Genomic DNA, 18040 nt, shown 5'->3' with positions numbered 1-18040 from the left:
GGCGCGCCGTGCGACGACTCGTGACTCTGACAGCTCTGACGCTCGCCCTGCTCGCGGGCGGCTGCGCGTCCACGCCGCGTCCGGCGACGACGCCGGTGCGTGCGGGCGTCGCCGACGCCGGCCCGCGCGCCGTGATCGAGTCCGTGGAGCCGTGGGAGTTCGCCGGGGCGCCCGGGCAGATCATCACGACGCCGAACTTCCGCATCTTCACGACGGAGACGAACCCGACGCTGCTGGACCGGATGCCGGCGTTTCTCGAGACGGCGCTGGACCACTACACGAGGGCCCTGGTCCTGCTGCCTCGCCCCGAGCGCCGGATGGAAACCTTCCTGATGGACACGCGCGCGCAGTGGCAGCGGTTGACGCTGCAGATCCTGGGTCAGCGCGGGCAGAGCATCAGCCGGGTGGGCCGGGGCGGCTTCGCGCACGGCGGCCGAGGGGTGTTCTTCGACATCGGCGTCTTTGACACGCTGGCGATCGCGTCGCACGAGGGCTGGCACCAGTACACGCAGTCGACCTTCCGCGAGCGACTGCCGGCGTGGGCCGAGGAATCGGTCGCGACCTACATGGAGGGGCACCGGTGGGCCGGGGCGACGCCTGTCTTCCTGCCCTGGTCGAATGTGGAGCGCTTTGACCACCTGCGCAAGGTCCATGCCGAGGGTCGGTTGCTGCCGCTGCGCCGGTTCCTGGCGTCGACCCCGGAGGACCTGCTGACTCCGGTGAACGAGGACCTGCTGACGTACTACGCGCAGGGGTGGGCGTTGATTCACTTCCTGCACTCGCAGAACGGGGAGGCCTCGCGGGCGTCGTTGCAGCGGCTGCTGAGCGACGCGCAGGCCGGGCGTCTGGGGCGCGCGGTCGGGGCCTCGATGACGCCGGAGGCGCGCGCGACCTTTGCCCGGGATTCCTCTGGGTTGGGTGAGGCGGTCTTCATGGCGTACTTCGGGACCGATCTGGACGGCCTCGAAGGGCGCTACCGCGCCTTCGTCGCGGAGCTTGTCGGGCCGGGGGCACGCGACCGGATCGTGGCGGGCGAATCCCCCAGATTCTCGTCGGGACGCTGACCGAGGTTTCCGGGCGTCCCGCCCGGTTGCGGTGTCTGACAAAACCTTGCAACCGATGAGGAGAGTCTTGCCGAATAGATGTACGGCAGGTATATTACGCTGGGATGGAAACGCGTTCGCGGCTGAGGGCTCGCCGCGACCCAGCGTGCAACAAGGACTTCGTTCGGGCTACGACCGCGTCGCAGCGCCCCCTTTCTGGCGCGCCACGCTCCCGACCTCAATCATGGCTTCCCTCTTACTCAACGCCCCAGGCTTGCAGAGATGCAGGTCTGGGGTTGTTTGTTTTTGCAGCGGGCTGATCAGCGTCCGGGCGTGCGGCGGAGGCCCCGCGCGCCGGCGAGCATCGCGACCGCCGCCCCGGCGAGCGCGACGATGAGCGCCAGGCCGACCGTGGCCCGTTCTTCGGTGACGGCCGGGTTGTCGCGGAAGCCCGCCCACCAGATGCCCAGCAGCCCGAGGATCGGGCCGAGGGTGTAGCCGCCTCCGATGAGTGCCTCGTGGGTCCCGCCGGCCTCGACCTCGCTGGCGCCGACCTCCATCACGTAGTAGAGCGCCCCGGTGTAGATCCCCCCGAGCCCCAGCCCGAAGAGCGCGAGCCCGACGACCGCCCAGACGACGCCCGGCGCGAGCAGGGTGACGGCGAAGCCCACGAGCATGACCAGCGTCGTCCAGATCGGCATGCTCCAGCGCCCGTGCCAGCCCGACCATCGTCCGAGCCAGAAGAAAGTGATCACGCGTGTGACCATGAACGCCGACAGGACGAGCGTCTTGCGATCGCGCGGGATCTCCATGCGCTCGAGCGTGCTGGGCAGCAGGGGCAGCAGCGTGTACATCAGCACATAACTCGTGGGCAGGAGCAGGCGGAAGACGGTGAGCAGTCGCTCGTAGACCGGCGGGTGGTCGCGTGATTCGTGCGACTCCCTCGCCGGATAGGGCGAGAACCACGCCAGCATGGCGCAAGTCGCGAGGTGGGCGACGCCCGTGATGAGCATGAGCAGCAGCGCCAGCTCCTGCGTCTTCAGGAGGGGCGCCATCGCCCAGCTCGTGATGACCACGCCGCTGGACCACACGACATTGAACCACCCGACGACCTTGCGCAGCTCGGCGCCGCGCCGCCCGCCGGTGACATAACTCTCGACGATGGGCCACAGCCCCCCCATCGCGACGGAGTAGACGCCGATCGCGGGCCAGATGACCCACGACGCGTCGGCGCCCAGGACGCGCGGGTGGGCCAGGTACATCGACGCGGCGCACGCGCCCATGACCAGCAGGATCCCGACCAGCACGCCCCTTGCAGAGACGGACTCGATCCTCGCCGCCAGCGCGCGCAGCGCGGGCCCCACGCCCAGCGCGCCGACGATGTAGGTCACGCCCATCACCAGCCCGAGCAGCAGGTTCTGGCGGCTGTCGAAGCCGAAGGCCGACTCGGCGACGAAGAACGCGCCGATCGCGACCACCGCCGCCGTCAGGTTCGCGACGAAGGTGAAGAGCAGCGCCGCCCAGACCGGCGTGGGGCGCGACGCGACGGGCTCGTGGAGGCGGGCGGCGGTTGCTTCCGAGGCCGTGATTTCCCCGAGCGAGGGAGGATCGATCGTCACTGCGCGACTCCAGACCTGTGCGAGAACGAGGGGCGTTGCCGGTGCGTGGCGCCCGCCGTACCATCCGCCGTGAACACAAGCGGGGAAAAGCCCGCCGTCAAGCCGCACCTGTAGCTCAATTGGATAGAGCGTCGGCCTCCGGAGCCGAAGGTTGGTGGTTCGAGCCCACCCAGGTGTACTTCCCCCGACGCCCCGCCGCCCACGGCGGGGCGTTGTCGTTCGCCTCCGAACGCGTCCCTTCGCGTCTCAGGACGCGAACATCGCCTCGACGAAGGCCTCGGGGTCGAACGGCTCGAGGTCGTCGAGCGTCTCGCCCACGCCCACGAACTTGACGGGGATGTCGATCGCCTCGCGGATCGCGACAGCAACGCCGCCCTTGGCGGTCCCGTCGAGCTTGGCGAGGATGAGCCCGCTGAGGGGGATCGCCGCGTGGAAGATCCGCGCCTGCTGGATCGCGTTCTGCCCGCTGGTGGCGTCGAGGACGAGGAGCGTCTCGTGGGGCGCCCCGGGGACGCGTTTGGCGACGACCTCGCGGATCTTGCTGAGCTGGCGCATCAGGGGTTCCTGCGTGTGCAGGCGCCCGGCGGTGTCGACGATGAGCACGTCGACGGCGCGCTTCATCGCGGCGTCGCAGGCGTCGAAGGCGACCGCCGCCGGGTCGCCCCCCTGCTGGCCTTTGACGAGCTCGACGCCGAGGCGCTGCGACCAGATCTCGAGCTGCTTCACCGCCCCGGCGCGGAAGGTGTCGCCCGCGGCGAGGAGGACGGTGCGGTTCTCGTCGCGCAAGCGCTTGGCGAGTTTAGCGATGCTGGTGGTCTTGCCGGCGCCGTTGACGCCGGCGATGAGGATCACCGTAGGGGTCTTCGCCCCGGGATCGGCGAACCGCAGCGAGCGGTCGCGCTCGGGCCACATCGCCTTGAGTTCGCGCTTGAGGTAGTCGAGGACATCCTCGCCCTTGGTGACTTTGCCGGAGCGGTAGTCGGCGCGCAGCTGGTCGACGAGTCTGGTGGTCGTCGCGACGCCGATGTCGGCGCGCAGGAGGCGCCCCTCCAGCTCGTCGAGGGTCTCCTCGTCGATGCGCCGGCCGCGCAGCCACGAGAACGCGGACGAGCCCGCCTCAGCGACCGCTTCGGTCGCGCCGAGGATGGCTTCGCGCGTCTTGGCGAGCCCCTGCTTGAAGCGGTCGACCGCCCTGGAGAACAGCGCCATGGCTCAGGTCTCCAGCGGTCCGACGCCGGGCTCGACCGGTGGGATCGCCGGGAGCTCGATCTCGGGGGTTTCGGGGGCCGGCTCGCCCTTGGCGGCCAGCACCTTGCGCAGGATCTTGTCGAGGACCGCATTGACGAACGATGGCGAACGCTCGGTGCTGAAGATCTTCGCGAGCTCGACCGCCTCGTTCACCGCGATCTTGGGGTTGACGCGCCCGCTGGTCATCTCGTAGTGCGCGAGGCGCATGATCGCGCGATCGATCGCCGGCTGGCGGTGCGCCGGCCAGGTCGGCGCGTGGATCTTCACCGCAAGGTCCGCCTCGCGCCGCCCGGCGAACGCGCTGTGCGCCAGCTCCATCGCCTTGCGACGATCGTTGTCGCTCAGGTCCTCGTCGAGCGTCGCCTCGATCTCGCCGGTGTCCTGGTCGCCCCGGACATCGAGCTGATAGAGCGCCTGCAGCGCCGCCTTCCGGATGTTGCGAGGGCTCGACATCCCGCTCAGCGCCCCTTCTTCTTGGGCGCGATCTTGGCCGCCTGGCGCTCGATCTCTTCGGCCAGCGCGTCGGCGTGCGCGTCGATCTGGTCGAGCGACTCGAGCGTGTCGAGGACGGCGGCCATCGCCTCCTCGCCCTTGTTGCCGAGCTTGCCGCCGGCGCGGGCCTGCGCCTGCTCGATCGTGTCGACCGTCAGCACGCCCAGCCCGATCGGCGTGCCGACCTCGGCGCTCGTGCGCAGGATCTGGGTCGTCACCGCGGTCGCGAGGTGGTGGTCGTGCGAGGTCTCGCCCTTCACGATGCACCCCAGCGCGACGATCCCGTCGAACGCGCCGCTGGTGGCGGCGTAGGTCGCGACGATGGGCACCTCAAAGGACCCCGGCGCGTCGAGCACCACGGCGTCGCCCTTCGCCCCGCCGCGCGCGACGTACTCGCCCATCGCGCCCTCGAGGAGCTTGTCGGTGATCTCGCTGTGGTAACGGCTCACGACGATCGCGACTCGCACGCCCTTGGCGCTGCGACGACCTTCGGTTTTGCCACGGAGTGGTCCGGGTGACATGGGGCGGATGGTAGCGCGGCTCCACAACCCGAACAGGTCCGGGAACACGCGCCCCCCCTGCCCAGGGCCGCGCAGGCCAGTCCGGCGTTGCGAAAACGCAACATCGCGCGAAAGAGCCCTTTCCGGGCGACCGATCTTCCCAGCGATGAACCCCCCAGACCGCGACCGTCCCCGTCTGCCCAAGGCCGCCAGCGGCGAGGCCCGCCCCAGCGCCATCGCCGCCGCCCTGGGCCAGCCATCCGCCGGCAACGCGATCCTCGCGTCCGACCACGCGTCGGACCGCTACGCCGTCGTCGCCCACGAGCTGGCGAACCTGCTCGACGGGTCGCTGCGCTGGCTGAACCTCGCGCGGAGCCGCATCGTCGCCAACCCCGGCGCCGCGAGCCAGGAGGGCGCGAGCGAGCAGCTCGCGCACATCGGCCACGCGCTGGAGCGCATGTCCGACCTCGTCGAGGCGATGATGCGACCGGGCGCCGGGCAGATGTCCACGCTCTTCGGCTCTCCCCGGACGATGCTGGACGCCGTCGAGCACGCCGTCGCGACGGTGCGACCGCTCGCGGAGGAACGCAAGGTCGCCATCGCGCTGCGTGCCGATCCGGCGCTGGCCGAGGTCGCCGCCGGCCCGCTCTTCACCGTCGTCAGCAACGGGCTTCGCAACGCGGTCGAGGCGTCCGCGTCTGGCCGGACGGTCGAGCTGCACGCGCGCCTGTACCCCTCCGACAGCGCGTTCGCGGATGTCGGCGTCGACATCCTCGACGAGGGCGGCGTCTTCCCGGCGGTGTTCGGCGACTGCGTCTTCGACTTCGGCTTCTCCACCAAGGAGGGGGGCAGCGGCGTGGGTCTTTCCCTCGCGCGCGACATCGTCCTTGAACTTGGCGGCAAGATCGCGCTCACCCCACGCTCCGACAGCGAGCGTGCCTCCGGCGCCCACCTGCGCGTGCGCGTGCCTGCGTCCCCTCTCCCGACCACCTGAAGGCGGCGCATGGCGACCAAGAAGCCCAGCTCGAAGCCCGGCGGCGCAGGCGCGAAGATCCTCGTCGTCGACGACGATCCTTTCGTCGCGCGATCGCTGAGCGCGTTCCTCTCCGAAGAGGGGTACGCCCCCGAGATCGCCGCCGGCGGCGCGCAGGCCATCGAGCGGCTCGACGACGAGACCCTCCCCCCGATCGACCTCGTCATCACCGATGTCTCGATGCCCGGCGTGGGCGGGATGAAGGTCCTGCAGCACTGCGCCGAGAAGCACCCCGACATCGTCGTGGTGATGCTCACCGGCTACGGCACGATCGAGGCGGCGGTCGAGGCGGTGCGCACGGGCGCCGCCGACTATCTGACCAAGCCCGTCGTCGACAACGAGCTGCGCATCTCGCTGCAGCGTTCGCTGCGCCAGCGCGCCATCCTCACCGAGAACGTGAACCTGCGCGCCCAGCTCGACGAGCGGTACGGGCTCGAGAACATCGTCGGGCATGACCATCGCATGCTGCGGATGTACGACCTGATCCGCGCCGTCGCGCCGACGAAGTCCACCGTGCTCATGTCGGGCGAGAGCGGCACGGGCAAGTCGCTCATCGCCCGCGCGATCCACACGCTCTCGCCGCGGCGCAACAGCCCCTTCGTCGAGCTGGCCTGCGGCTCGATCCCCGAGACGCTCCTGGAGTCAGAGCTGTTCGGCCACACCAAGGGGTCGTTCACCGGCGCGCACGCCGACAAGCAGGGCAAGTTCCTCGCGGCCCACGGGGGGACGATATTCCTCGACGAGATCAACTCCGCGTCGCCGGGCATGCAGCTGAAGCTGCTGCGCGTGCTGCAGGAGCGCAAGTTCGAACCCGTCGGCAGCAACGAGACGATCGAGGTGGATGTCCGCGTCGTGCTCGCGAGCAACCAGCCGCTCGAGGACCTCGTCGCGAGCGGGGCGTTCCGGCAGGACCTGTACTACCGCATCAACGTCGTGCGGATCGACCTGCCCCCCCTGCGCGAGCGCGTGTGCGACATCCCGCTGCTCGCGAAGCACTTCCTCGAGAAGCACGCGGCGGAGCTGGGTCGGCAGATCGTCGGCTTCAGCGACGACGCGATGCGCGCGCTGCAGCAGTATCGCTTCCCGGGCAATGTTCGCGAACTCGAGAACATCGTCGAGCGCGCCGCGGTGCTCGCGACGAGCCCCACTATCGGCGTGGAGGAGCTGCCGGCGCACGTCCTCGACAACTCGACCTCGCGTCTGATCGCCGGCGCGGGCGTGGAGTCGCTCGGGAGCGTCGACGCGCCCGACACGCCCTGGGAGCCCACGCCCCTCGAGGTCGCGATGCAGGAACCCGAGCGGCGCATCCTGCTCAAGGCGCTGCGCGCGAACGAGTGGAACCGCGTGAAGACCGCGGAGGATCTCGGCATCAACCGGACGACGCTGTACAAGAAGATGCGCTCGCTGGGCATCGACAAGATGGCCGGCTGACTCGGCGTCAGTCGGCGCGGGCCGCGGCGGTCTGCGCGGGCTGCTCGCTCGTCGGCGTGTCGAGATAGCGGAGCGAGCGTTCGAGCACCCGGCGCACCGGCGGGCCCGCGACCCAGGACCCGAAGTGCTGGCGCTTGCGCACGAGCTCGGGCGAGGGATCGTCGATGGTCACGACGCACACGAGCGTCGGTCGCTCGACGGGGCCGGCGCCCACGAAGCTCGAGATGTACTGGTCTGGCAGGTACCCGCGTTCGCCCTTGATCGCGACCTGCGCCGTGCCGGACTTGCCGAACAGCCGGTAGTCGAAGGTGATGTCCTCGAGCTTGCGCTGGCGCATGTTGCGGTCGGCGCGCGAGAAGATCTCGGCCATCGCGTCGCGCGTCATGGCGGCGATCCGCGGCGAGAGGGCGCGCTGCACGATGCTGGCCGGCGCGTCGTGCGCGCCCGGGCCGCGGTCCGCCGCGCGCAGCGTCAGGGTGGGCAGGGTTCCCGACGCGTCGCCCTGGCGTGCGAATACGCTGAAGGCGCGCGCCAGCTGCGCCGGCGTCAGCGCGACTTCCTGGCCGAAGGAGACGCTGGTCTGCGTGTAGCGGTTCCAGTTCTTCGGGTTGGTCATCCCGCCGGCGCGCTCGCCGGCGAGGCCGACGCCGGTGGTCTCCTCGAAGCCGAAGCGCAGGAGGGCCGCGCGCAGCGACGCCTTGTCCATGCGCTCGACGGCCATCGACATGCCGATGTTCGACGAGTTGATCAGCACCTCGGTCCAGGACTGCTCTGCTTTGCCGAACGCGTCGCGGATGACGCGCCGGTAGGGCGTGAGCCAGGTCTTCCCGCCCGTCCTGAAGAGCTCGTCGGGCGAGGCGACGCCCGCTTCGGTCATCACCGCCCAGGTGAACGCCTTGAATGTTGAGCCCGGCTCGTAGAGGTCGGTGAAGAGGCGGTTGCGCCCGGCGCCCGGGTGCACGGCGCGGAAGGGGTCCGGCTCGATGATGGATCGCCGGGTAAAGCCGAGCGCGCTGGGCTCGCCCTCGCCCTCGCGCTTGGCGTAGGGAAGCACGCGCCCGGTCATGTCGCGGATGTGATCGACCATGGCGAGGATCTCGCCGGTGTTCGAGTCCACGACGATCACGCGCCCGCCCTGCGCGTCGGCGTCGAGGACGGCGCGTTCGATCTCTTCCTGCGCGATCTTCTGGATGACCGCGTCGATGCTCAGCCGGACGGACTCTCCGGGGATCGGGGGCGTGTAGCCGCCTCGCTCGATCCAGAGCCCGGCGCCGCGCGCGTCGCGCACGTAGCGGAGCTGCCCCTGCGCCGCTTCGAGCGCGGGATCGAAGAGCTTCTCCGCCCCGAACTGGCCCCCGTGCTCGGCGTCGACGCGCCCGACGACGGCCCCGGCGATCTCGACGCCGGCGCCTTCGCGGATGCTCAGCGGTTCGAGGTGCACGCCGCGAAGGCGCAGCGCGCGCACCGCTTCGACCTGCGCGTCGTCGAGCGGCCCGCTCAGTCGCAGGTAGCGCGACTGCGCGCGCCCGGTCGCTTTCGCGTGCTCGTTGGCGGCGATCCGCGAGAAGAGCCGCTCGCCCGTCTCCGAAATATCGAGCCCGGCGGCGGCGGACAGTCGCTGCAGCGTCTCCTCGTAGGGGCCCGCGAGTTCGGCCGGATCGACGATAAGCCGGTGTCCTATGCGCGTCGCCGCGAGGACGCGCCCTCGCCGGTCGAGGATGTCGCCCCGTGGCGCGAAGCTGCGGACCGCGGAGACGCGCTCGTCCAGGTGCGCCGCGAGCTGCTCGGGCGGGGCGATCTGCAGCTGCACGACGCGTGCGAAGAGCGCGACGAAGAGCAGCGTGATTGCGCACGCCGCCGCGATGCCGACGCGATCCACGCGCTTCGCCAGACTCTGATTCGCGTTCGGCCCGCTCACGGCTGCGCCGCCTCTCTCGGCGGCGTGGCCGGCACGAAATCGCCCTCGGCCGACGCGAGCTGACGCAGGTGATTAATCGCCAGACGCTGCGCGATCTCGGCGCGAAGGCGCTGAGCGTTCTGGATCGACTGCTCGGCCTCGAGGTGCGTGCGCATCAGCTCGCTGGCGATCTGGATGCGCTGCTGACGGACCGCGAGCAACCCGCTGGCGATCATCGCGGCCCCGACGACGGCGCAGGCGAGCTTGGCCCAGATCGAGCCGATGCGCGCTCTCGGGCTGTCGGGTTGGTTCCGTCGCACGGTCGCTCAGCGAGGGGGGAGGCGGAGACGGACGCCGGCCGGCACGTTGTCCGGGTCGTCGAGCTTGTTGAGTTTCACGATCTCGGGCCAGCGCCGGGCCGACCCCAATTCCTTGGCCGCGATCGCGCCGAGTGTTTCACCCTTCTGGACGACGTGGACGCGATCGGCGCTAGCGCTGGCGGGGCGGGCGGGGGCCTGCTGGGGCGCCTGGGGTTTCGGCGGAGCGGACGCGACCGTTCGCGACGGCGCCGGCTCGACGCCGCGCGTCGCGCCCGGGATCGTCAGTCTCGCGCCGACGAACACGGCGTTGTTGCGCCCGAGCCGGCCCTTGTTGGCGTCGGCGATCCGCGTGTGCAGCGAGCCGTCGCCGTAGTAGCGTTGCGCGATCCCCCACAGCGTCTCGTTCTTGGCCACGACGTGCTCGACATCGCGCCCAGCGGTGGGCGCGCTCTGACCGGCCGGGCGGTCGGGGATGGGCGACGCGCTGACCGGCGGCGCCCCCCGGGGTCGGACCGTGGTCTCGGCGAGGGGAGTGACGGGCTCGAAGACGACGCCCTGCTTCGCGGTCCACTCGAGGAACTCGCGCACCGACTCGGTCGCGCTGGACGCGAGCGTCGTCGCCGCGCTCCCGGCGGGCTCGGGGGCCATCGTGATCACGACGGGTTCGCTGAGCGTCGGCGCGCCGGCGTCGGCCAGCGACTCGCCCGCTCGCTGCTCCGGTTCGGGCAGCATCGCGACCGCCCCCTGGGACGGAGCGACGACCGGCTCGGGGACGAAGACGGGCGGCGCGGGCTGCAGCGCCATGCGCGGCGGCTCGATCGTCCGTTCCTCGATCCGCGCCTGTCGCGCCCCGCTCATGTGGTCGGAAATGAGGACCCCCACCACCATCACGGCGGCGAAGCCCAGAATCAGCGCAAGCTTGAGTTCGCGGCTCATCACATCGGCGTCCTTGCGGCTGCGAGTCGCGTTCGCATTTCTCAGATGTCGCCTCGCCGATCCGTCGGCGTGGCGGAAGCGTTGACAAGGGCGTTTGCGCCCTCGCCGCGCGTTAGTCTCTCTGTTCCGAAGACCCGCCCGTCAAGCGGATCGCGCGTAGCTTAGCGGATCGCGCGCGAGGATTCATCCCGACCTCGTGCTCCGTCGCTTCGACGGCGTCGGCTTTGCGGCGCGAGCCCCCGGCTGCCGGCGCCGCCAGCCCGCGCTGGCACAGCTCGGCGAAGCCCTGCTTCACGATCCGGTCCTCGAGCGAATGGAACGAGATGATCGCGACCCGCGACCCGACCGCGAGCCACGAGCGAGAGCGGCTCGCTTCGGGCAGCGCCAGAGTCGCGGCTGCGCGCGACACCGACTCGACAAGCGATCGCACCGAACCGAGCTCGTCGTTCACCGCGATGCGCAACGCCTGAAAGGTCCTCGTGGCTGGGTCGATCCGCTGACCGGTCCTGGTTCGTGTGGGCGGGCCCGACGCGGCGCGGATGACCTCGGCGAGCCTGCCCGTCGTGGTTATCGGTTCCTTGGCTCTCGCCGCCACAATCTCTTGCGCGATCCGGCGCGAGCCCCGGTCCTCGCCCAGATCCCAGATGATCTCGGCCAGCTCCTCGCGGCTGAGGGAGTTCACCAGATCCGCCGCCGTCGGCCCGCGCGTGGGGTCAAGTCGCATGTCCAAGGGCCCGTCTCCCTGAAACGAGAACCCGCGCGAACGGTCGTCGATCTGGTTCGACGAGAACCCCAGGTCGGCCAGCACCGCGTCGGCCGACAGCCCCAGTTCGGCGAGTTTCCTCGGCGCTTCGGCGTAGTTCGCGTGGAGGGCGACGATCTCGGTTGCGCCGCGTCCCTCGCGCGCCAGCGACCTCAGCCGGGCCTCGGCGTGCGCGAGGTTCGAGGGGTCCAGGTCGCACAGGACCACCCGCCCCGTCGGGCCGACCCGTTCTGACAGCGCCGCCGCGTGCCCGCCGAGACCGGCGGTGCAGTCGAGGACCGTCTCGCCCTCGCGCGGGGCCAGCGCGCCGAGCACCTCGTCGAGCAGCACCGGGATGTGACGGGGGGCGTCGGTCATCGGGGCGAGGATAGCGCGCCGGGCGCCGATCCCTGCGCCACCCGACCACCGCTCCCGGGTAGACTGGCCCCGACGGATGCTGAACCTCAACTGCCCTAATTGCGGGTCGCCCCACCGGATCGACAGCGCCTTCCGCGGCGGTGTGGCGCGCTGCCAGGCCTGCGGCGCCCTGATCCATGTCCCGACGAAGGACGGCAAACCCATCGAGGCACAGACCGGTCGCAAGAAACGCCCGAAGACCCCTGACTCGCCTCAGAAAGCCGGCAAACGCCCGAAAGCCGCGGCGGTGGCGACGAGGGTCGCGCCGCGACGCTTCTCGGGGAAGGTCGTGACGATCACGCTCGTGGTGTCGGTGCTGGTCCTCGCCGCGATCGCGGTCTGGTGGATCTCGTCCACCGCCCTGCGAACGCGCGGCGGCTGATCAGTTCGTGGGACGCGCGCGGGCGCCGAGTTTCGACGCGATCGCGTCGAGCAGCGCGTCGGGCTCGACCATGCGCCCTGCGCCGACGGTGCGGCATGCCTGCCAGCCCTCTGCCGGGCCGACGAGTTCGTAGCCGTCCTCGACCAGCTGGGCCGCGTTGCGCCGTGTCGCGGGCTGATTCCACATCGCCTCGTTCATCGCCGGGGCGAGGAGCACGGGGGTCTTGGCGCGATCGACGGCGCTGAGCACGACGGTGACGATGTCGTCCGCGATGCCGTGCGCCAGTTTCGCCATGGTGTTCATCGTGCAGGGCGCGACGATCGCGAGGCCGGCGCGCCGGGCGAGGCCGATGTGCTGGGGGTCCTGGTTCTCGACGTGCTCCCACTGGCTCGTGTAGACGGGCCTGCCCGAGAGGGCCTGGAAGGTGAGCGCCGTGACGAAGCGCGTCGCGTCGGTGGTCATCAGGACGGTGACCTCGGCGCCGGCCTGCGCGAGGCGCGAGACCAGCCAGCACGACTTGTACGCGGCGATGCCCCCGGTGACAGCGACAATGACCTTCGCGCCGTGGAGCGGCGCGTGGTCGGCGGTTGGACGGTTGGTGGGCTGTGTCGTCACGCGTCGGGCCTCGCGCGCCGGGTCGCGTCTATCAGAGGAGCGAGCCCTCGAGCTCGCCCTGCGCCTCGGCGTGCGCACCGGCGAGAGCGGCCTCGTCGGGGACGTGGAGGGTGATCTTGTCCTGGAGGATCTCGTCGATCGCGACCTCGAGGTCGGAGCGCCCCTGGCGCTCGACGAGGGGGCGTGCGCCGTCCATGAGCTGGACCACGCGCTTCTGGATGAGCGCGCAGAGCTTGAACTTGCCGCCGACCTTGTTCACGATCTCATCGCTCTTGAGCGCTTCGATCATTCTGGGGACGCCTCCGAGGGGTTGGGTGCCGACGCCGCGAGTGGGCGGGAGGGCGAGAAGCCGAACGGGGCCCGCTCGCCCGGGGGGGACGGCGACTCTATGCTTGATGACCCTCAGGGACAACCGAGGCCGCCTTCGCGTGCGCGAGGGGCGGCGCCCACCAGTCACGACGGCCCCTCTCCGGGGACCGCCGCAGTGAGCCATAGCGTTGCAGCACCAGTTCAAGTTCGGGGATCGCGTGCTCCACACCGGCAAGCCGGAATGGGGCGCAGGGCTCGTCACCACCGCCGAGGCGGCGATGCAGGACGGCAAGGCCTGCCAGCGCCTGACCATCCGCTTCGAGCGCGCCGGTGTGAAGACCCTCAGCACCGCGTTTGCCACCCTCAAGAGCGCGGACGACGCGCCGGAGATCGACCGCGTCTTCGCGGCCGGGGGCAGCGCGAACGGCTCGACCTCCCACTCCGACGACCCCCTCGCCGGCTACAACGACAAGCGGATCGAGGAGATCATGTCGAGTCTGCCCGAGACCGCGACCGACCCGTTCGCGTCGTTCGCCGGGCGGCTCAAGGCCACCCTCGCGCTTTACCGCTTCTCGGACCAGGCCGGGTCGCTCATCGACTGGGCCGCCGCCCAGAGCGGGCTCAAGGACCCCCTCTCCCGCTTCAACCGCCACCAGTTGGAGCAGTACTTCAAGCGCTTCGAGATCACGCGCGACCAGCACCTGGCCAAGCTCGCGTCCGAGATCCGGCGCAAGGAGCCCGCGGTGCTTGCCTCGGGGACCAAGGACGCCCCTCCCGCGGCCCAGCGCGTGCTGCGCCGCGAGAGCGCCCGCTGAGGCGTTTTCGCAACATCCCCCCCACCCGGCCCGCGTGATCCCCGGGGCCGAGAACCGATCCCCGCGCGAAAGTCTCGATTCGGGCGCGTTGTCGCGTGGATTCTCGGGCCATGGCGCCGTGGCACGCCGGCGCGCCGCGCGTGGCAGACCCGTTGCATTTCTCTCTCCCGTCGGGACGCACGGGCGTCTGTGTGAGACAATCTCAAGACGAGGGAGACGAGCGATGAACGACCGCGACTTTCAGAGCAAACTGGGCGAGCTGATGACCCTGATCGAGGCCGCCCCCGAGCACGAGCGCCAGCGCCTTCGCGACCTTGCCGACGAGACGAAGAACCGGCACGAGCGCATGCGCAAGACCGTCGCGCAACTCCAGGAATCGCTCGACTACCTGCGCCTGAGCGTCAAGTACCTCGTGTTCGACCTCGAGGCGACCCGGCGCGAGAACTCGTACCTGCGCAAACTCCTGCAGCAGGGTCGCGGCAACGCGGGCCCGAGCGGCGAGCAGTACTGAGCCACACACACGAATCACAGAACGCCGGTTGGTGTACGACTGACGCGTTTCTTCCCCTCGGTTTCACCCGCGCGCGATCACCCCAGTCCCGCGCGGAGACATGCTGAAGCCCCTCGTGGCCGGCGCTCGCGCACTGCGCGGGCGCCGGTTTTTCGTCGCAGGCGTTGGAGGGACAGCGGATGACGGCTCCACCTTCGCGGGGTTCGCGTCATTTGCTCTGACTTTCTCCTCTTCAGAGAGAGAGCAGAGAAAGCAAAGGTTGGGAGGGAAGCCCGAAGAGTGGGTAGCCCTCCCCTGGCCCCTCCCATCTCGCTGCGCTCGATAGGAGGGGGAGCGGATGAGGATGGGGAGTGGGATGGAAGATCGGCGCACGACGCGGCCCGCGCAACGCCCCTCGCACTGTGGGGCGTCGACGCGGGCCTCGGCGCGGGATCGGCTGTCGTGGGCGATCAGCGGCGGCGGCGCGTCGCGAGCCCGGCGAGGGCGAGCATCGGGATGGCGCTCGCCGGCGCGGGGACGGCGCGCAGCGTGAGGTCGTCGATCATGAGGCGCGGGGCGGAGAACTGCCCGTTGAAGGTGGCGCGGAGGTTGAGCGAATCGAAGGCGACGCCGTCGATGGACAACTGGGCGAAGGCGATGTTGTCGCGCCCGGGGTTGTCGCCGCTGATGCTGAACGAGTCGCTGCCGACGAGCGATCCGTCGCGGTAGGCGTCGAGCTGGAAGACGATGCCGCCCCAGGGGCCGTTCTCGAAGTAGACCATCTCCATGCTGACGAACTCGGAGAGGGTGTCGAGGTCCATCCACGCGTTGGCGAACGCGCCGAGAGAGAGGTTGTCGCCCGGGATGAAGGCGTTGCCGAAGGTGAGCGCGTTGTTGGGGCTGCCCCAGCCGGGGAAGTCGTTGTAGAGGAGGGTGGCGCGCTCGATGATGAAGTTGTCGCCGACGTCGTCGGGGGTGAAGGTGTCGCCGTCGGGGAAGACGCCGGAGACATTGTTGGCGTTGCGGTAGGTGACGCCGTTGTAGGAGAAGGTCGTGCCGAGGAAGCCCTCGTTCAGGTCGTCGTAGCCGCTGACGGTCGTGCCGGCGAGGGACGCGGACGCGCCGAGCAGCGCGACGGTGAGTGCGGTCGTGATCGTGTTTCTCATCTCTTTTTCTCCGTTCGTGGGAGTGGCTCAAACAAAACCGGGCGTGCGCGGCGCACGCGTCGTGTGTCACATCGGGGGCAGGTCGTGGCGGAGCATGACCGTCACGGGCATGGGCGGGTAGCGCACGCGCACGCGGTAGAGCTCGTAGTCGTCGGGGTCGAGGCCGAGCGATCGGAAGACCGACGACGCGAGGTCGGCGTAGCCGGGGATGTCGGGCGTCTGCGCGAGCGAGACCCCCCTGCCCAGCTTTGCCACGCCGTCGGCGACGCTGAGCGCGTCGGCGTCGTCGAAGGCGATGGGCGAGGTCAGGTCGCTGAACACGCGCAGCTCGCGCCGCACGGGGCCGAACAGGTCTCGATGCACAAACATATCGAAGTGGAAGAGCTCGGCCGGGGTGCGGACGGCGGCGCCGAAGTGCGCGACCTTGTCGTGCTCGGTCGCGTGCGCCGGCCCGATGTTTCGCATCAACTCGCCCGTGACGAGCGTGCGCTCGCCGGCCTGGCCCACGGGCCCGGGGAGGAACTCGTCATGCACCATGCCGTCGTCGGAGAACCGGCGCGCGAGGGCGGGCATGGGGATCGAGCAGAAGGCAGGGAGGACGGGCACCCCGCCGTGCGCGCGGGCGGCGTCGGGGTCGAGGGCGACGCGCTCCAGCGTCGTGTGCGTGTGCGACGCGTCGTCGGCGACGACGGACTGGTTGATGATCCAGCGCACGCCCGGGCGCGTCTGGCGGAAGCCGATGAGCCCGCGCACCTGCGCCGCGTGGAAGTAGCGAGGGCGGTCCGTCGAGGGGATGAGCACGCTCATCGCGAGGAGCACCTTGCAGTGTGCACCCCAGGTGTAGCTGTTGCCCATGAAGGACTGCTGACGCCAGCGCGCGTCGGCCTCGGCGTCGGGCGTCGTGCCGCAGGACTCGAAGAGCATGTCCAGCTCGGCGCGGCTCGCGCTGTGCTGGGTGGCGAGGGACTCGAAGCGGGTGGCGGCGACCTTCGCCGATTCAACCAGCGCCGTGGGCACGCCCGACGCGCCCGCCGCTTCGAACCAACCGGCGAGCGCCTTGGGGGTGGGCATGTGCCGGGCGGCGACGAATGGGTCGTCCGAGTAGGCCACCTTGGACACCTGCCAGGCCAGTTTGCGATGCACGCCAAAGGCGGCGCAGATCGCGGTGACGGCCTTGGAGCCCGGGCACTTCAGCTCGAGGATGCGCGCGAAGGCGTCCCTGACGCCGGCGACGGCATGGATCGCGTCGGCTTCGAAGCCGGCGCGGGCGCTGGGTGTCTGGGGATCGGGTGCCACGAAGGGGAATCTACCAGAAGATCGGAGTATTTCCAAGACTGTTTCTGAAACAAATAAAGAAATATTTCGGACCTCCGTCGCGGGTTTGGCGAGACAGGGTCGAAATGCCCCGGCGCGGGTTTCCCCACGCAGGGGCGAAGTCGGGCGGTTCAGGTCGGGTCGCCGACCAGCGCGATGAAGGCGAGCATCACGCCGATGCAGACGACGGCCATGAGGGTGATCGCGAGGCAGCCGACGCCCTTGCGCTCAGGCGTGGCGTCGGAGGCAGAGGCGGGCGAATCCCCCTTGGGAATCGGAGGGGTGGACATGGGAACGCTCCGGCGACGGGACGCGCGCGAGCGCGCGGTCACCGCCGCGATGCGGCGAACGGGTGTGTTTGGTTGACGGGAGAGGGTCGTGTTCCCCGGAAACGCCGTTGCAGAGCCGGTGTGGCTCAGGCGCCCAGCGGCGGGCCGCGGGTGCGCGCGGGCCCGAGCGTGGCGACGCGTGGGAGCGTCCACGACGACAGCCGGTCGCGCTGCACGCTCGATCGCGTCGGTGCGACCATGTCGTAGCGGTCGGCGGCGCTGTCCGGGTGATCGTCGGGGTCGCCGCCGCCGGTCTTGGGGCGGCGGTCGATGGCGAGGGCCGTATCACCGGCGCGCAGCCCGAGCAGCGCGGAGGGAGCGCGTTCGGGGGCGGAGAACCGTGCGCCGGCGCCGTGCGCGTGCGGCTCGGCGCGAACGCGCGAAAGCCAGGGCCCGGCGAAGATCCCCATCGCCAGCGCGGCGCCCAGGAAGACCGACAGCCACGCGTGACGGGCGCGCTTCTCGCGGGGGTTCTGTTGAGCGGGGATGCTCATTTCGATGAATGCTATTCCGGTGCGAAGAGGGAGAGATTCAACGCGGAGGACACGGAGAACGCGGAGGGGATGCGTTCTGGTCCCCCTCCCGCGAGCGGGAGGGGGGGGAACAGCAGCCGTGCCACGAGCGCTGATGTGCTGAACCCTCTCGGACCTCCCGTGGCACGGCTGCGCCGTACCACGCCACCCCCCCTGCCCCTTCCCCCCTCCGTGTCCGCCGTGTCCTCCGCGGTTAATCTCTTGTCCCCCCAGCCACGCCAAAAACGAAAACGCCCCCGCGTTGCGTCGGGGGCGTTTTTCATGGAAGCGGAGAGGGGGGGATTCGAACCCCCGATACGGCTTTTGACCGTATAACGCTTTAGCAAAGCGTCGCCTTCAGCCGCTCGGCCACCTCTCCGGCTTGGCGGGCTGGATCGTCCCGCCTCCCCCCTCGGGTGTCAACCCGCGA

Annotated in this window: 20 protein-coding genes and 2 tRNA genes; 7 read left to right on the top strand and 15 right to left on the bottom strand. The window is 70.2% G+C overall.

The window, feature by feature from the left end; translation table 11 throughout:
- Positions 1-8: 8 nt before the first annotated feature.
- A complete protein-coding gene (locus KF684_10190) occupies positions 9-1064 on the top strand; it encodes a DUF1570 domain-containing protein (protein MBX3353291.1) in 1056 nt (351 codons plus the stop codon).
- Between the two features lie 299 nt (positions 1065-1363).
- On the opposite strand, the gene KF684_10185 is transcribed toward KF684_10190, so the two are convergent.
- Complete coding sequence (locus KF684_10185; GenBank protein MBX3353290.1) at positions 1364-2662, bottom strand: hypothetical protein; 1299 nt, start codon at positions 2660-2662, stop codon at positions 1364-1366.
- A 104-nt stretch (positions 2663-2766) separates the two neighbouring features.
- Here KF684_10185 and KF684_10180 point away from each other — a divergent pair.
- Positions 2767-2840 (top strand) — tRNA-Arg (locus KF684_10180).
- 68 nt (positions 2841-2908) lie between these two features.
- Here KF684_10180 and ftsY read toward each other — a convergent pair.
- The 3 genes from ftsY to ribH are packed head-to-tail and all read right to left on the bottom strand — an operon-like array spanning position 2909 to position 4923.
- Complete coding sequence (gene ftsY / locus KF684_10175) at positions 2909-3871, bottom strand: signal recognition particle-docking protein FtsY (protein MBX3353289.1); 963 nt, start codon at positions 3869-3871, stop codon at positions 2909-2911.
- Positions 3872-3874: 3 nt separating this feature from the next.
- Positions 3875-4363 (bottom strand): transcription antitermination factor NusB, encoded by a 489-nt coding sequence (nusB, locus tag KF684_10170; GenBank protein MBX3353288.1) that lies wholly within the window; start codon positions 4361-4363, stop codon positions 3875-3877.
- A gap of 5 nt (positions 4364-4368) precedes the next feature.
- Complete coding sequence (ribH, locus tag KF684_10165; GenBank protein MBX3353287.1) at positions 4369-4923, bottom strand: 6,7-dimethyl-8-ribityllumazine synthase; 555 nt, start codon at positions 4921-4923, stop codon at positions 4369-4371.
- A gap of 145 nt (positions 4924-5068) precedes the next feature.
- Between ribH and KF684_10160 the strand changes: the two genes are divergently transcribed.
- On the top strand, positions 5069-5896 hold the full coding sequence (locus KF684_10160) for a HAMP domain-containing histidine kinase (protein MBX3353286.1): 828 nt from the start codon (positions 5069-5071) through the stop codon (positions 5894-5896).
- 9 nt (positions 5897-5905) lie between these two features.
- The gene (locus KF684_10155) at positions 5906-7366 is read left to right on the top strand and encodes a sigma-54-dependent Fis family transcriptional regulator (GenBank protein ID MBX3353285.1); all 1461 of its coding nucleotides are present in this window, start codon (positions 5906-5908) and stop codon (positions 7364-7366) included.
- A gap of 7 nt (positions 7367-7373) precedes the next feature.
- On the opposite strand, the gene KF684_10150 is transcribed toward KF684_10155, so the two are convergent.
- From KF684_10150 to rsmH, 4 genes are all read right to left on the bottom strand, one after another.
- Positions 7374-9284, bottom strand: coding sequence for a penicillin-binding protein 2 (locus KF684_10150; protein MBX3353284.1), 1911 nt, complete (start codon positions 9282-9284; stop codon positions 7374-7376).
- The gene (locus tag KF684_10145; GenBank protein MBX3353283.1) at positions 9281-9583 is read right to left on the bottom strand and encodes a hypothetical protein; all 303 of its coding nucleotides are present in this window, start codon (positions 9581-9583) and stop codon (positions 9281-9283) included. The genes KF684_10150 and KF684_10145 overlap by 4 nt, the downstream gene beginning before the upstream one ends.
- Positions 9584-9589: 6 nt before the next feature.
- Positions 9590-10519 carry a LysM peptidoglycan-binding domain-containing protein gene (locus KF684_10140; GenBank protein MBX3353282.1) on the bottom strand — a complete coding sequence of 310 codons (930 nt, stop codon included), beginning with the start codon at positions 10517-10519 and terminating at the stop codon, positions 9590-9592.
- 112 nt (positions 10520-10631) lie between these two features.
- Positions 10632-11639, bottom strand: coding sequence for a 16S rRNA (cytosine(1402)-N(4))-methyltransferase RsmH (gene rsmH, locus KF684_10135; GenBank protein ID MBX3353281.1), 1008 nt, complete (start codon positions 11637-11639; stop codon positions 10632-10634).
- Positions 11640-11715: 76 nt separating this feature from the next.
- Here rsmH and KF684_10130 point away from each other — a divergent pair, with 76 nt between their 5' ends.
- A complete protein-coding gene (locus tag KF684_10130; protein ID MBX3353280.1) occupies positions 11716-12060 on the top strand; it encodes a hypothetical protein in 345 nt (114 codons plus the stop codon).
- Here the strand turns inward: KF684_10130 and KF684_10125 are convergent, their stop codons facing one another.
- A complete protein-coding gene (locus KF684_10125) occupies positions 12061-12675 on the bottom strand; it encodes a phosphopantothenoylcysteine decarboxylase (protein MBX3353279.1) in 615 nt (204 codons plus the stop codon).
- Positions 12676-12706: 31 nt separating this feature from the next.
- Positions 12707-12964, bottom strand: a complete 258-nt coding sequence (locus KF684_10120; protein ID MBX3353278.1) for a DNA-directed RNA polymerase subunit omega — start codon at positions 12962-12964, stop codon at positions 12707-12709.
- 208 nt (positions 12965-13172) lie between these two features.
- On the opposite strand from KF684_10120, the gene KF684_10115 reads away from it, so the two are divergent.
- Both KF684_10115 and KF684_10110 read left to right on the top strand, forming a co-directional pair.
- Complete coding sequence (locus tag KF684_10115) at positions 13173-13799, top strand: DUF3553 domain-containing protein (protein ID MBX3353277.1); 627 nt, start codon at positions 13173-13175, stop codon at positions 13797-13799.
- A gap of 223 nt (positions 13800-14022) precedes the next feature.
- Positions 14023-14310: a hypothetical protein gene (locus KF684_10110; GenBank protein ID MBX3353276.1), complete on the top strand. Its 288-nt coding sequence runs from the start codon at positions 14023-14025 to the stop codon at positions 14308-14310.
- Positions 14311-14759: 449 nt separating this feature from the next.
- Here the strand turns inward: KF684_10110 and KF684_10105 are convergent, their stop codons facing one another.
- From KF684_10105 to KF684_10085, 5 genes are all read right to left on the bottom strand, one after another.
- Complete coding sequence (locus tag KF684_10105; GenBank protein MBX3353275.1) at positions 14760-15455, bottom strand: hypothetical protein; 696 nt, start codon at positions 15453-15455, stop codon at positions 14760-14762.
- 66 nt (positions 15456-15521) lie between these two features.
- Entirely contained in the window at positions 15522-16751 is a 1230-nt protein-coding gene (locus tag KF684_10100) for a hypothetical protein (GenBank protein ID MBX3353274.1), read from the bottom strand.
- A gap of 149 nt (positions 16752-16900) precedes the next feature.
- On the bottom strand, positions 16901-17059 hold the full coding sequence (locus KF684_10095) for a hypothetical protein (GenBank protein ID MBX3353273.1): 159 nt from the start codon (positions 17057-17059) through the stop codon (positions 16901-16903).
- A 125-nt stretch (positions 17060-17184) separates the two neighbouring features.
- Entirely contained in the window at positions 17185-17592 is a 408-nt protein-coding gene (locus tag KF684_10090) for a TMEM165/GDT1 family protein (GenBank protein ID MBX3353272.1), read from the bottom strand.
- Positions 17593-17899: 307 nt separating this feature from the next.
- Positions 17900-17989, bottom strand: a tRNA-Ser gene (locus KF684_10085).
- Between the last annotated feature and the right edge of the window lie 51 nt (positions 17990-18040).

It is taken from the genome of Phycisphaeraceae bacterium, assembly GCA_019636675.1.
Lineage (GTDB): Bacteria > Planctomycetota > Phycisphaerae > Phycisphaerales > UBA1924 > JAHBXC01.
Note: the sequence above shows the minus strand (reverse complement) of the source record. Positions and strands in the feature narration are given on the sequence as shown.

Coding starts and splice junctions, on each gene's coding strand:
- ftsY (MBX3353289.1), bottom strand. CDS start 3,871: ATGGCGCTGTTCTCCAGGGCGGTCGACCGCTTCAAGCAGGGGCTCGCC.
- rsmH (MBX3353281.1), bottom strand. CDS start 11,639: ATGACCGACGCCCCCCGTCACATCCCGGTGCTGCTCGACGAGGTGCTC.
- KF684_10120 (MBX3353278.1), bottom strand. CDS start 12,964: ATGATCGAAGCGCTCAAGAGCGATGAGATCGTGAACAAGGTCGGCGGC.
- nusB (MBX3353288.1), bottom strand. CDS start 4,363: ATGTCGAGCCCTCGCAACATCCGGAAGGCGGCGCTGCAGGCGCTCTAT.
- KF684_10110 (MBX3353276.1), top strand. CDS start 14,023: ATGAACGACCGCGACTTTCAGAGCAAACTGGGCGAGCTGATGACCCTG.
- KF684_10105 (MBX3353275.1), bottom strand. CDS start 15,455: ATGAGAAACACGATCACGACCGCACTCACCGTCGCGCTGCTCGGCGCG.
- KF684_10160 (MBX3353286.1), top strand. CDS start 5,069: ATGAACCCCCCAGACCGCGACCGTCCCCGTCTGCCCAAGGCCGCCAGC.
- KF684_10130 (MBX3353280.1), top strand. CDS start 11,716: ATGCTGAACCTCAACTGCCCTAATTGCGGGTCGCCCCACCGGATCGAC.
- KF684_10095 (MBX3353273.1), bottom strand. CDS start 17,059: ATGTCCACCCCTCCGATTCCCAAGGGGGATTCGCCCGCCTCTGCCTCC.
- KF684_10155 (MBX3353285.1), top strand. CDS start 5,906: ATGGCGACCAAGAAGCCCAGCTCGAAGCCCGGCGGCGCAGGCGCGAAG.
- ribH (MBX3353287.1), bottom strand. CDS start 4,923: ATGTCACCCGGACCACTCCGTGGCAAAACCGAAGGTCGTCGCAGCGCC.
- KF684_10140 (MBX3353282.1), bottom strand. CDS start 10,519: ATGAGCCGCGAACTCAAGCTTGCGCTGATTCTGGGCTTCGCCGCCGTG.
- KF684_10090 (MBX3353272.1), bottom strand. CDS start 17,592: ATGAGCATCCCCGCTCAACAGAACCCCCGCGAGAAGCGCGCCCGTCAC.